Annotated in this window: 7 protein-coding genes; 2 read left to right on the plus strand and 5 right to left on the minus strand. The window is 47.1% G+C overall.

Annotated features, from left to right (window positions below; genetic code table 11):
- Nucleotides 1-79 precede the first annotated feature (79 nt).
- Nucleotides 80-1195, minus strand: a complete 1116-nt coding sequence (locus AR543_RS17655; RefSeq protein WP_060535726.1) for an aminopeptidase — start codon at nucleotides 1193-1195, stop codon at nucleotides 80-82.
- 153 nt (nucleotides 1196-1348) lie between these two features.
- Nucleotides 1349-3313, minus strand: a complete 1965-nt coding sequence (locus tag AR543_RS17660; RefSeq protein ID WP_060535727.1) for a sensor domain-containing diguanylate cyclase — start codon at nucleotides 3311-3313, stop codon at nucleotides 1349-1351.
- A gap of 394 nt (nucleotides 3314-3707) precedes the next feature.
- On the opposite strand from AR543_RS17660, the gene rpsD reads away from it, so the two are divergent.
- On the plus strand, nucleotides 3708-4307 hold the full coding sequence (rpsD, locus tag AR543_RS17665; protein WP_060535728.1) for a 30S ribosomal protein S4: 600 nt from the start codon (nucleotides 3708-3710) through the stop codon (nucleotides 4305-4307).
- 147 nt (nucleotides 4308-4454) lie between these two features.
- On the opposite strand, the gene AR543_RS17670 is transcribed toward rpsD, so the two are convergent.
- The 3 genes from AR543_RS17670 to tyrS form a co-directional block, all read right to left on the minus strand.
- Nucleotides 4455-6506, minus strand: coding sequence for a methyl-accepting chemotaxis protein (locus tag AR543_RS17670; protein ID WP_082472269.1), 2052 nt, complete (start codon nucleotides 6504-6506; stop codon nucleotides 4455-4457).
- Between the two features lie 315 nt (nucleotides 6507-6821).
- Nucleotides 6822-9080: a methyl-accepting chemotaxis protein gene (locus tag AR543_RS17675; protein WP_060535730.1), complete on the minus strand. Its 2259-nt coding sequence runs from the start codon at nucleotides 9078-9080 to the stop codon at nucleotides 6822-6824.
- Between the two features lie 269 nt (nucleotides 9081-9349).
- Entirely contained in the window at nucleotides 9350-10606 is a 1257-nt protein-coding gene (tyrS, locus tag AR543_RS17680) for a tyrosine--tRNA ligase (RefSeq protein WP_060535731.1), read from the minus strand.
- A 599-nt stretch (nucleotides 10607-11205) separates the two neighbouring features.
- On the opposite strand from tyrS, the gene AR543_RS17685 reads away from it, so the two are divergent.
- Nucleotides 11206-14310, plus strand: a complete 3105-nt coding sequence (locus AR543_RS17685; protein ID WP_060535732.1) for a transglycosylase domain-containing protein — start codon at nucleotides 11206-11208, stop codon at nucleotides 14308-14310.
- The last annotated feature ends 21 nt before the right edge of the window (nucleotides 14311-14331 follow it).

Genomic DNA, 14331 nt, shown 5'->3' on the forward strand with positions numbered 1-14331 from the left:
TATAACCTCTTTTTGCCTATTTGATCAAGCTATGAATAACAGTATTTTGCGAACCGGTTATCATTGACACCAATATTCCTTATTTCAGGTTCTCGGGATTCAGTGGCTCCAGCTCAGGCAGTACGAAAATGCCATCTTTGCGAATCAGTACATCGTCAAAATAAATTTCGCCGCCGCCGTATTCCGGACGCTGGATAAATACCAGATCCCAGTGGATAGAAGAGCGGTTACCGTTATCGGTCTCTTCATAAGCCTGTCCTGGAGTAAAGTGGAAGCTGCCGGCGATTTTCTCGTCGAACAGAATATCATTCATGGGATGCAGGATATGCGGATTGAAGCCAATTGCGAATTCACCGATATAACGCGCGCCTTCATCCGAATCCAGAATATTATTCAGCTTCTCGGTATCATTGCTCGATGCTTCTACAATTTTGCCGTTTTCAAAACGGAATGTGACACGCTCAAAGCTGATGCCATTGTATACAGTCGGTGTATTGTACGTAATCGTACCATTGACCGAATCGCGTACCGGTGCACTGAATACTTCACCATCCGGAATATTGCGCTGACCGGAGCATTTTTTGGCACCGATATCTTTGATCGAAAAAGCAAGATCGGTATCTTTGCCGACCAGACGCACTTTGTCGGTACGTTCCATGAGTGCCTGCAGAGCATCCTGGGCTTTATCCATTTTGGCATAATCCAGATTGCATACATCAAAGTAAAAGTCTTCAAACGCTTCTGTGCTCATGCCGGCCAGCTGGGCCATGCTTGCATTTGGATAGCGCAGTACAACCCACTTGGTATGCTTGACACGCTGCTCGCTATGTACCGAGTGCTGGTAGAGTCGGTTGTACATTTTGATTTTCTCTTCCGGCACATCAGCCAGATCATTGATATTATCGCCGGCACGAATACCGATGTATCCCTGCATCTGTTTCATACGCTCCAGATCAAGTGCTGCCCATGCAGCCAGACTCTCTTCGGTCGCATTGATCAGCATTGCACGCTGTACCTTGCGGTCTGTCAGCTGTACAAACACATTACCGCCTCTGGCACCTACTTCGTGGATAACCGCATTTAACAGATCACGCTCTGTACCGATCATTTCGACCAGTACATTCTCGCCTGGCTGTACATCGATGGAATACTGTACCAGATTTCTGGCGAGTACTTTTATTCTAGGATCCTGCATTGTCTCGTCCCCTTTTCATGATGTTTTTGAACAACGGTTAATTATTCAAAAAACAGTGTACCATGCGCACCTGTTTTTTGTCCTCACCAAAAAAGCACAGCTCGATTCCCTGTCAGGGATAATCTGCTGTGCTGCTTATTTACGATTGCGGATTTAACCCCGCATCTCCGCATCCATCCGGATCTGATTCCGTCCATTATGTTTGGCCTGGTATAATGCCATATCTGCCCTGTAAAAGAGTGATTCCACACTGACATCCTTATCTTTCCAGTTCCAGTCAGCCACTCCGCCGGATACCGTTACTTTGGGATCCGTCTCTTCACTTATTGTCTCCCTGATCCGTTCAGCGATATGGTAGGCACGGCTTTTATCCACCTGTGGAAAATAAACAGCCAGCTCCTCGCCACCCCACCGGGCAGCAATATCTCCGTCACGAATCAGCCGCTGAATAATCCGGCTTACCTGCTTGAGAATCTCGTCGCCCACCTGGTGACCGTACGTATCATTGACTACCTTGAACTTATCAATATCGACCATTAACAGCGATCCACTATACGTCGCATTCTGATAATTGCTGATCGAATCATCTAGATATCGCCGTTGATACAACCCGGTCAATGCATCCCGGCTCGCCATCCGCTGAACTTCTGAATGAAGCGCAGCATTGGATACCGAGAGTCCGATATGGGTCGTAATAACCTGCAGCAATTTAAAATTGTCATAAGAGAAGTAATGACTCTGCGGATGGCCCAGATAAATAGCGCCATTGACTTCTCCGCTGCTCATAAGCGGCGAAGCGATCATCGAGCACGAACCTGTTTCTCTCATAAAAATCGATTCCGTGCCCGGTACGCTGCAATAATCGGACATAATAATCGGCTCCTTGTTCCGGTAAATCAATCCGGTATAGCCTTCATTTTTGTCGACCGAACCGCCATCCAGCGCGGGAACGTTCCCTGAAACGATTTCGAATCGATCGGTTTTCGGATTCAAGTACAGCACGATCACATGCTCGGCCTTGAATACTTTCAGCAGCTCGCCCACCGCAAATTGAAATATCTCCTCCAGCTTCAGACTCTGGTTGAGCCGGTGGGTAATATTGTTGATCAGCCGCAGATCTTCATTGAGCATCTGAGACTGTTCATACAGCCTGGCATTTTCAAAAGTCCGTCCGGCAGCCTCTGCGATAATCATCAACAGTTCCAGATCTTCTTCCTCCAGCGGATAATCCGCCATAATGTGAAAAACACCATATATCCCCTGTTTGCCCATCAGTGGAAGCGCTGCTTCCATTTTATCGGAATTGCCATCTGTACCCGGATGGACAGCAACCGATACTTCACCAGTCGAAAAGGTACGTACACACATATCATCTGCAGAAGACTGCATCACAAGCGGCTTGACGCGTGGATTCCGATTCTGAGCGCCCTGCGATACCAACAGCTCGAATTGAACAAGCGGATACATCTGATCCACTATAGCGAACATCTCTGTAATAATCGCATCTACCTCGAACTTGTCATACATCCGCTGAATAATATGGAACAGTACGGTACGACGCTGTGCCTCACGTTCAATGACCGTCTGCGAACTCAGCATATCGGCGACAAACGTATATTCAAACCGCTTGTAAAATAACGACCGATAATGCATACCCAGCATCTCCAAATCATTTGCCGATACCGGATGGTCTGCTGAGGAAATACAGCCAAGCAGCACAAACAATGTACCCTTTGTACGTGTATACAGCGGACATGTGATGACCCCTGACGGTTCTGCAGATGATGTTGCAGCTGCTTCAGATTGCTGCCGGTCTTTGATAGACTGCTGGATCAGCAGCTCCTGGCCGGACAGCAGGCCCACTCCTCCTATATATTTACGCTGATGGTTCAGCAAAAACCAGGCAGAATGACAGACTTTATCAATCATCCGATTCTGCTCGTACCAGTCTTTGAGAGATTCTTCAAGCAATGCTTCAATATGCAGAAAATCAGATTCGCCGATATCTGCCTTTTGCAGCCAGAACGTGTCATCATTGACAGGCACCACAGGGTAGGAGGTATGCCCGGCTTCAGCGCGCCAGCTCTGCGCTGGCGAATTCCATGGATGGTCTGGCATAAAATCCTCCTCATCATTCGGCCTATTCAGCCGGTGAATATTAGATATGAATCATTTTCATTTTACAAGCAGACTCCACGGATTGCACGTATAATTCCAAACAACGAACCCGGAAAATTTCTCTTGGATTATTGCGTGAAAATGATTGACTTTATGTTTATATTCAAGATATAATTTATTCTTGATGAAGAATGGATAGATTCTGATTTGGGCGTAACGTTGTTTCACCCTCACGCTTATGGTTGCTGACAAGACTGCGGCTGAACATTCCTGTCAGTAGTGTGGTTTTCTATCCTGCCTCACGACAAATCATAAGCGGCAACTTGAATCAAAGACCCAAAGCCCCGTATTTTTATCAAAAACTATACTTTAATTACGAAGGAGCTTGCTATAAATGGCACGTTACACTGGTCCTAAATTTAAATTAAGCCGTCGCGTAGGTATTTCCCTGAGCGGCACTGGTAAAGAATTGAAACGCCCTTTCCCTCCTGGACAACACGGTCCTAACCAACGCAGAAAAATGAGCAACTACGGTATGCAGTTGCAAGAAAAACAAAAACTGCGTTTCATGTACGGTCTGGGTGAAAAACAATTCGCTACACTGTTCGAAAGAGCACAAAAACTGCCAGGCATCGCTGGTGAGAACTTCATGTTCCTGCTGGAAAGCCGTCTGGACAACCTCGTTTACCGTATCGGCTTCGCAAACAGCCGTCCAGGTGCTCGTCAACTGGTAGCTCACGGTCACGTGACTGTAAACGGTAAAAAAGTAGATATCGCTTCTTACTCCGTAAAACCAGGCGATGTAATCGGTCTTCGTGAAAAAAGCCGTGGCCTGACTTCCGTTAAAGAAGCTCTGGAAAACCGCACTCATCTGGTAGCTTATGTTGAGTTCAACGAAGGCGCAACAGAAGGAAAATACATCCGTCTGCCTGAGCGTTCCGAACTGACTCAAGACATCGATGAAAGACAAATCGTTGAGTGGTACAACCGTTAATCTTAACGATCAAAAACCGCCGGAATCTCCGGCGGTTTTTTTATGCTTTATATACAATTTTAATGGGGCTGGTTCGACAGATTCATGCTGACAATAGATTCTTTCTATTCTCGGCAATTGGCTGTTCTACCTGCCCCATTCTTTTTATTATTGAACTTTGAATTGTGAAACAACCGAATTCAGTGCATCGGATACCCGATTTAGTGATTGGGAAGACTGATTCAGCTCTTCCAGTGAACTCAACTGCATCCGCGAGCGTTCCAGCGCATTCGCTGCTCCTGTCGAAGACGTTCTGGCGATGTCAGCCAGCTGGCTAATCGATGCACTCACTTCCTCCGAACCCGCAGACATTTGCTCGGAAGCTGAAGACACCTCCTGCACCTCATCTGCTACCCGCTCAATATCACGACTAATAGCAATAAATCTTGCTTCGATCTCCTCCAGAACATGCAGTCCTTCATTTACCTGCATACTGCCTTCCTTCATGCCCTGCAAAGCAGCACGTGTCTCTGACTGCATGGCACTTACCTGGGTAGTAATCTGCCCTGCAGAAGAGCTTACGTTTTCAGCCAGTTTGCTAATTTCCGAAGCGACTACAGCAAATCCTTTGCCATGCTCGCCTGCACGCGCCGCTTCAATCGAAGCATTAAGGGCAAGCAGCTTGGTCTGTCCACTGATTTCCTGAATAATATCAATAATACCGCCGATCTGGATCGAACGTTCATCCAGAGAGTGTACGACTTCTCCTGCCTGATCCAAAGCATTTTTGGCTGTATGAATCTGCTGATTCAGTTCAGCCAGCTTGGCATTGCCCTGGCGGGTCTTGTGATCAATTCCCTGGGTCGCCTCGGATACCTGCTGTACCGATTCTGCGACACGCTGAATACCGATAGCCATCTCTTCCATGGCTGTTGTACTTTCCGAAGCAGCTACCATCTGGACTTCTGCTCCATGTTTCACTTTCTCCATCTGTTCCACGTTTTGCTGGGCTTCACGCGCAGCCTGGGACATTCCATCAGACAGATGACCTGCCGTCTCCTGCACGGTCTCGGATTCCTCACGCAGCTGGCTGATTACCGCAGAAGTTGATTTTAATACACGCTGGAATCCATCGGACATTTGCCCGAACTCATCCTGGCGATCACTGGTCAGCTCATTGGAATAATCTCCCTGTGCCATCTGATCACTCAACTGGCGGATTTTGCGAACTTCTTTGACCATACTGCGGTTATTCATCCACAGTGTGCTTAGAATAATCACAATGCCGATCAGACTGATAATACTGAGCAGCAGTAGCAGATCATTGGTAGGTTTTTGCACCTGTGCTTCAGGCAGCATAATCCCAATTTTCCAGCCGGTCTGTTCGATTGTATGGAACAGGAACTGCTGATCTTCACCACCGAGAGTTAGATTCATCTGTCCGGAAGCATTGCTCTGAAGCTGCTGTTCAAAGGCGCTGCCGGCAGCATTGGATACCGAGCTGCCTGTTTTCAAAGCCGGATTGCCGCTTGCCAGAATATTGCCCTCACGGTCGGTCAGCACAGCTGTTCCTCCCATACCTACATTCAGCTTGCTGACGATACTCTGAATATTGCTCATATCCAGATCCCCGGTCGCTACCCCGATCAATTTATTGTTGGCATCATAGATCGCCTGACCTGCTGTAATCATGGATACATTGAGCTTACTATCCACATACGGAGCCGAATAATACATATTGGGCTTGGCAGCTACAGTATCTGTATACCATGCCTGATTCAGATAATCATAAGCCGGATCATCGTATTCATTCGTAGCCGTAAGCTGCTGCCCGTCATGGTGTACATAAGAAGAACGATATTTCACTCCTGGAGCATACGCATCTGCTGCAAAAAATACGCCCAGTCCATAAGTAATATTACTTTGTTTAAGATCTTTTTCGATAATGGCTGTATATCTGGCTATATCAACATCGGAGCCGAGTTGCCCTGCTGTATTCGCAAATGAAGATACAAGCAGCGAATGGCTGGACAGCTGATTGTTAATATTGTCGGTTACATTGTTCAAAGAGTGGCTGACACTGTTGTTGATCTGTTCGTTCAGCTTTTGCTTGGCAAACTCATAAGAGATACCACTGATAAGCAAAAGTACAACAAATATAATAGGCATGACAGTCCACATCATTCTGGCCTGGATGCTTTTGAATCGATATTTGGTCAAATCCTTCTTCCTTTCCATGGTAGGATAGTTATCTAAATCCTTTTATCGACATTTTTGGATAAAATCTATATAGCAAAGTAAGCAGACCATAAAATATACATCGATATGGAAATCTGTGAGAAAGGGCTGGTATGTATCGCAGGTGATCTTCTTCAGTATGCAAATCATAGACAGAGCTATCCCATCGCGGCAGAAGAGAGATTTTTGCAGCTGGGTATGCAAATATACTTGCAATAAATCTGTCTGTAGCAAAAAGGAATAGAACCATGTTCTATTCCTTTTATTTAGTAGCTGCTGGAATGTATCACTTGCGAATCAAGCGGATTGAGGTCCGGATGTATCGGTCTCCGATTGTTCTGAATATTTTTCTGAGGTATTTTTTTCATGCTGTCTTTGATCTGTGTCTGCTGCGGACTCCACATCTACTTCATCTTGTTGCTGCGCCTGTTCCTGTTCATCAGCAAGCTCATGCTTATCGGACGAACCGGCCTCCGTCTCTGGATTGGCTACAGATGCAGGTTCTGTCTGGAACTGTGCAATCAGCTCATTCAGGGTATCCGAGATATGGTGCAGCGACTGGGCAGATCCTTCGAGTCGATCAAGCGCAGTTAGCTGCTCCACAGAACGTTTATTGGCCTGGCCTGCTTTGGATAAAGTATTTTTGGCGATATCCGCCAGATTTTCGAGTGAAGCTGTTATCTGTTGTGCACCTGCAGACATTTCTTCGGAAGCTGAGGATACTTCCTGGATCTCTGCAGACATCTGCTCCACATCTCCTTTGATTGAGTCAAACATCCGGCGTGTATCTTCCAGCGAGCTGAGTCCACGGGTCACGCGTACTGCTCCACTTTCCATTCCCATCAATACAGCGGCTGTTTCTTCCTGCATAGCGACAATCTGCGCAGTAATCATTTTGGTAGAGTCACCTACACTGGTTGCCAGATTACTGATCTCGGAAGCGACCACACCAAATCCGCGTCCTGCATCTCCTGCACGTGCCGCTTCGATCGAAGCATTGAGTGCCAGCAGTGTGGTTTGCTTGTTGATGCCCTGAATCACATCAATAATACTGCTGATCTGCTGTGCCCGTTCATTGAGCGAGCCAGCCATTTTACCAGCTTCGTCCATGACCAGCTTGGCTGAATCCATTTGCTTGACGACTTTGTGCAGCTGCTGGTTGCCTTCTCCGGTTTTCTGTTCCATCTGCTGTGCAGCACTGGCTACTTCCTGTACCGATTCGGCAATTCGCTGTACGCCCGCTGCCATTTCTTCCATGGCTGTTGTACTTTCATCCGTAGCTTGCAGCTGTGTCTGAGACCCCTGCTCCATATCTACCAGCTCATCCACATTATGCCGCGCGTCTACTGCAGTCTGTCTGGAATCATCGACCATATGCGCTGCAGTCGTCTGGATCAGGGAAGATTGTTCATCCAGTCTCTGGATTACCGCGCCGGTAGATGCGAGAATATGATTGAATTCCACAGCCATTTGCCCAAACTCATCACGGCGGCTCACTTCCAGCCGATCGGAATAATCACCCGCTGCCATTTTGCGGCTCAGGTTCATCATTTTGCGAATCTCACGAATCATGCCCAGATTATTCCACAGTATGGCTACTGCCAGTACGATCAGACTGATACCACCAATAATCAGCAGGGTATGCAGCATTTCGCGTGCAGGTTCCTGAATTTCAGCCTGGGACAAAACAATCCCTGTCTTCCATCCAGTTCCCTCCAATGTCTGAAAATACAAGGTGTAGCTTTGACCTGCCAGCTGAATAGAAGTTTGACCTTTATTTTGTGCCATTACATTAGCCAGTGCAGCTTTGTTCATACCATCTGCTCCGGTAAATCCACCGCCTGCTTTGATACCGGTCTCGCTGCTGGCGAGCACATTACCATTATGATCGAGCAGCAGCGCGTGGCCGATCGCTCCAATATCCATATTATTCACATAGTCGCGAATGCTGTTAATATTCAAATCCGATGTTGCGACTCCCAGAGCCTGTCCGGTAGCACTGCGGATCGTTTTACCTGCTGTAATCATCGTAATGCCAGTCTTTTCATCGGTAAAAGGCTCAGTATAATAGATCCGGTCAAAATTACCCAATGTGCCTGTATACCATGGCTTGCTCAAATAATCATACGCCGGATCATCATATTCAAAAGTAGCCGAAATATTGTCTCCTTTGCGCGCTGCATAGACAGAGTGGTATTTGACTCCGTCATCAAATGCATCGGCAGCAAAGTAAATGCCGCTGCCATACGTCATTGCACTCAGCATCGTCCAGCGTTCGGTAAGCTGGGCATAATCATCCATATTCATTGTTTCATGAGCCTGCCCGGCTGCAGCTGCCAGTGAAGAAGCAACGGTCGAATTGTTGGTAATCTGCTCCTTGATGCTCGCAGTCACACCATTCAGGCTGCTGGTCGCCGTATTATTCATTTCTTCATTAAGCTTTTGCTTGGCGAACTGGTAAGAAAGCACACTAATAAGTACCAGCACGATCAGCACAATCGGCAATAAGGTTGCGAGTGTGCGCGCCTGGATACTTTTAAATTGAAAACGTCTCACGATAATCCTGTCTCCTCTATTATGTATTCAAATTAACCCCACAATCTATATATATATATCGGTTTACTGCTTCTATAACTTTAGAACTATATTCATACAATTATTGTTCATGCAATATTTGTGTTAAGAAAGTGTCTACAGGTTTTCTCACTTAAAAAAACTACACAAAAAATACACGCTCTTTTCACCTGTGGTTCCGTGAAAAGAGCGTGTATTTAATGTGCTAATTAGCAATATTTAATTAGGAATGCGTGTACTGTTTCAATAAATCAGCTGGTTTTCAGTTTGGCAAATTTGCGTTTACCGACCTGTACGATATCTCCATCTGCGGGTGTGATCGTAGCATTCACGTCGTCGATTTTCTGTTCGTTGATTTTGACAGCACCCTGCTGTACACTGCGTCTTGCTTCGCTCTTCGAAGAAGCAAAGCCCAGATGGCTGATCAGGTCGATCAAACCGATACTTCCGTCTGTGAGCATACCTTGTTCCAGAGTTACTTCCTGAATATCATCCGGCAGTGCACGCTGCTGGAATACGGTAACAAAATGATTTTTCGCCGCTTCTGCCGCTTCCTGGTTATGGTACATACGAACATAAGTATGAGCCAGATTCATTTTGGCATCACGGGGATGTACACTACCATCTTCCAATCCTTTGCGCAGTGCAGCCAGATCCTCATTGGAAATGTCTGTAGTCAGCTCGTAGTATTTCACCATCAGTTCATCAGGGATACTCATTGCTTTACCGTAGATTTCATTTGGCTCTTCATCGATACCGATGTAGTTGCCCAGACTTTTACTCATCTTCTGCACGCCGTCCAGACCTTCGATCAGTGGCAGCATAATGGCTACCTGCTGCTCTTTGCCGTACTCTTTTTGCAGTGTACGACCCATCAGCAGATTGAACTTCTGATCCGTACCTCCCAGCTCGATATCACTTTCCAGTGCCACCGAGTCCATACCCTGCATCAGCGGGTAGAAAAATTCATGAATACTGATTGGCAGTCCACCCTGGAAACGTTTGGTAAAATCATCCCGTTCCATCATGCGTGCCACGGTAACTTTGGCAGCCAGGTTAACAACCTCTGCAAAGTTCATCGGACTCAGCCATTCCGAGTTGAAGTATACTTTGGTCTGCGCAGGATCAAGAATTTTGTTGATCTGCTTCTGATAAGTCTCTGCATTATGTTTGACCTGTTCTTCGGTAAGCTGTTTGCGTGTCTCGGATTTGCCGGTAGGGTCACCGATTCGTCCGGTAAAGTCGCCGATAATCAGCTGAACCATATGACCGAGTTGCTGGAACTGGCGCAGCTTTTGCAGTACAACGGTATGGCCTACATGAATATCAGGTGCAGAAGGATCAAGACCCAGCTTCACCGTCAAAGGTTTACCGGTTGTCACGGATTTGATAATTTTGCGGCGTAGTTCATCCTCCGGTACAATCTCGGTTACGCCGCGCCGGATTACGCTTAGCTGACGCTCCACTTCGGCTTGTTGATCTGGTGTTAATTCTTCCCATTTTGTCATCATAATCGCTCCTTTAAGTTGCCTTCTTTTATCCTGATTCATCGGTTCCTGACAGGACGGACAGGCTTGCGATATCCTAAATGAATGCAAAAAAGACCTGTCCGCCCCTATAAAGGGACGAGCAGGTCTCGCGTTACCACCCTAATTAGAATCTGATCTATTATTCATCTCTCGGCTGCTATCATGGCAGTACCGATTCTGAGAACAATCATTCATGATTCTCACTTCATTATTCATAACGGAATATTCTATTCCGGTCCTGGCTTCTGTCTGCTCCCTACCCTGATCGGGGTTAGGTATACATTTTTCACCGGACGGCTCCAGACCTGTAATTCAAAGGAAGTCCTCTCCGGTTTGCACCAACCACCGGCTCTCTGATTCAGGATCATCTTCACTTCTACTGGGTGTCTTTCTCAGCCTTTGCCATATACAATTGTCTGATATTGCTGTAAAGATATTACGTTTATATCACACTCATACAGTCAAGTCAACGCTATAACTTCCGACTTTGTGCCTATCCGCTGCTTATCGGTCGTAAGAAACTGATTGCACACTCATGTTTTATGCTATAATAGTGGCTGGTAAAAGGGGGAAGAATCATGGCTGAAAAGAAGGACATTCGTCCAACAAAAAAACCTGACCGTTCCACCGGTACCCGCTCCCGGGGCCGCAGGATCTGGACAACCATCAAGTGGATCTTGATTGCAGGCTTTACCTTCTGCCTGTTCGCTGGTGGTATTTTGCTGGGCTACGTCTCTTCCATTGTAAAAGATGAACCGGTACGTTCGCGTGCAGAAATTGTAAAGTCGATTGATGAAAATGCGGTAACCGGCTTTGCCTATTTTAGTGACGCTTCTCCAATAGGTCAGCTCAGAACCGAGGAAGACCGGAGACTTGTTACGTTTGACCAAATTCCGCAATCCGTTATCAATGCTATTATATCCATAGAAGACAACCGGTTTTATGAACATATGGGTGTGGATATGAATGGTACACTTCGCGCTGTCAAACAGAAAGTGCTCAATGAGTCGGTTCAGACAGGCGGCAGTACGCTCACCCAGCAGTTAGCGAGACGGGTATTTCTGAGTGCGGACAAAACCAATGACCGTAAAATCAAGGAAATGCTGTTGTCCATGAGAATCGAGCGTTTCCTGACCAAAGATGAAATTTTAACAGCGTATCTGAATAAAATGCCTTTTGGTAAAGGCTCCAGTGGATACAATATTTTTGGTATCAAAGCAGCCGCCAAAGGAATCTTCGGGATTAATGATCTGAATGAAGTCAATATTGCAGAAGCTGCCTATATGGCGGGTCTACCCCAGCTTCCAAGTGCCTATTCTGCATTTAACAGCGGCGGCAGTTTTAACGAAGCCGGTTTTAATCGGGCTGTAGAGCGTCAGCAGCTCGTACTGAAGCGTATGAAGGATCTGGGTAAAATTACCGATCAACAGTATCGCGAAGCACTGGATTTTGATATCAAAGGTGCTCTTGCCAAGCCGACAGCCAAAGCCTATTCTACGTATCCGTATCTGATGATGGAGACAGAGCGGCAGGGTGCACAGATTCTGCTGAAGCTGAATAACCCGGATCTGGATAAAGCCAAAGTTTCTTCCCAGGAATATAGTGAATTGCTGGAAGAATCGCGGCAAAAGCTGCTTACCGGTGGCTACCGTGTGTATACGACGATCAACAAAACGGTCTATAACACCATGCATGAAATTGCAGCGGACAGCAGCAATTTCTCACCTGACAGCAGCAGCAAAGGAAAAGAACAAACGGCAGCAATGATGATCAATCATAAAACCGGAGCGATTCTGGGCATGATTGAAGGTCGCAGCTTCCAGGAAGAACAGATGAACTATGCGACCCAGATGACACGGCAGCCTGGCTCCACCATGAAGCCTATTGCCGCCTATCTGCCCGGCCTGGATTCCGGAGCTGTGCAGCCGGCCAGTATTCTGGACGATGCGCCGCTCATTATGGAAAATGGCAGCAGGGGCTATCATATCCCGGGTAACGCCAATGGACGCTATCAGGGTCTAGTTACTGCACGTACAGCACTGAATGAATCGCTGAACCTGCCTGCCCTCAAAGTGTTCAACCAGAAAGTCGGCATCGCCAAAGCATGGGCATTTGCCAAAAAGCTCGGTATTACTACGATTACCCAGGATGATTATTCCGCTCAGACCGGCGTGCTCGGCGGTTTGAAATACGGAGTAACTGTCGAAGAGCTCACCAATGCATATGGCTCTATTCCGAATAATGGTGTATTTAATGATGCTTATATGATCAGCAAAATTGTGGATCCGTATGGCAATGTAGTCTATCAGCATAAACCAGAACCAAAACGTGTCTATTCCAAGCAGACTGCCTATCTGATGACCGATATGCTGCGTACCGTTATCTCGGGTTCCGATGGTACAGGTCGTTCTCTGCAAAGCCTGTTCAACAAATACGGCAAAATTCCGATCGCCGGTAAAACAGGTTCTACCCAGAATTATGCGGACGTATGGTTTATGGGCTTTACGCCGGATGTAACACTTGGCGTATGGGCTGGTTATCGTGAGCCAGTCAATACACTGTCCGAAGACGGCAAGAAGCGTGCCCGTACACTCTGGGCAACGATTATGAACCGAGTAACGGATAGCGATCCAGAGCTGTTCAAAACCGATTCCTTTACCAAACCGGATGGCATTGTTACCCAGACCGTATCGGGTTACAGCGGCAAGCTGCCGACCAGCGCTACACGGCGATCCGGCAAGCTCGTTACCGATATTTTCAATGCCAAGTTTGTACCCAAGGACTTTGACGATGGTGTATCCTATGCCAAATATATTACCTATAACGGTGTCAATTATATTCCGCAGGACAGTACGCCGGATGATATGGTAAATCAGCGAACTGTCGTCAAGCGTGAGATGCCTATTTCACAGCTGATCAAGGATCTGCAAAATGCATTGTCCAAGTCATCTGGTACGAGATACTCATTGAGCCATTATTTGCCGGAAGATGCGGGTGCAGATGCGCCGACAGCTGTAGATCCGCGCAGAGACGATGGCAGCGCGCCAGCAGCTCCGAGCAATGTACGTATCTCAATTAGCGGCGGCAGTGCCAGCATTACCTTTAACTCCAGCGGTTCGGCAGATGTAGTGGGCTATCGTCTCTATCGTTCCACTGGTGGCGGATCGTATCAATACCAGAAATCGATCCAGCTGGGCAGCAACTACTTCAGCTCCAGTGTACCGGGTGACGGTGCTTCATCCTTCTACGTTACTGCCGTGGATGTAGGCGGTCATGAATCGTCTTCCAGTGGTGCCGTGAGCTATAGCCCTGTACCTGTACAGGAAGAAGTCGTTCCGGATGATCAACCGATGGAAGGCAGTGAACTGGGTTCCGGCTCCGATGATGAAGAGCAGCAGGAAGAGAATGATACCGGCGCACCGGATAGTCCTTCCTCGCTTAGCGTCAAGTCGGGCGGCTCGGGTATTGCCGATCTGACCTGGAGAGCTCCATCCAAAACAACGACAGGCTACAAGGTTTACTTTAGCCATTCGATCGGTGGCCCGTATAGCCTGATCGGGGATGTCAAAGATCCTGTATATCAATACAATACAGGATCGGCAATCAGAGGATTCTTCTATGTGGTAGCTGTAAATGGCGACCAGTCCTCCAAGCCTACCTCTGCAGTAGCCTATAGAGAGTAGTCAGAATGATAAATATAACCA

Origin of the sequence: Paenibacillus bovis, assembly GCF_001421015.2 — a bacterium.
In the GTDB taxonomy this organism is placed as follows: Bacteria; Bacillota; Bacilli; order Paenibacillales; family Paenibacillaceae; genus Saccharibacillus; species Saccharibacillus bovis.

What these genes read in the sequence shown, in the direction of transcription:
- AR543_RS17655 (WP_060535726.1), bottom strand. Translation starts at nt 1,195, where the DNA reads ATGCAGGATCCTAGAATAAAAGTACTCGCCAGAAATCTGGTACAGTAT.
- AR543_RS17660 (WP_060535727.1), bottom strand. Translation starts at nt 3,313, where the DNA reads ATGCCAGACCATCCATGGAATTCGCCAGCGCAGAGCTGGCGCGCTGAA.
- tyrS (WP_060535731.1), bottom strand. Translation starts at nt 10,606, where the DNA reads ATGACAAAATGGGAAGAATTAACACCAGATCAACAAGCCGAAGTGGAG.
- rpsD (WP_060535728.1), top strand. Translation starts at nt 3,708, where the DNA reads ATGGCACGTTACACTGGTCCTAAATTTAAATTAAGCCGTCGCGTAGGT.
- AR543_RS17685 (WP_060535732.1), top strand. Translation starts at nt 11,206, where the DNA reads ATGGCTGAAAAGAAGGACATTCGTCCAACAAAAAAACCTGACCGTTCC.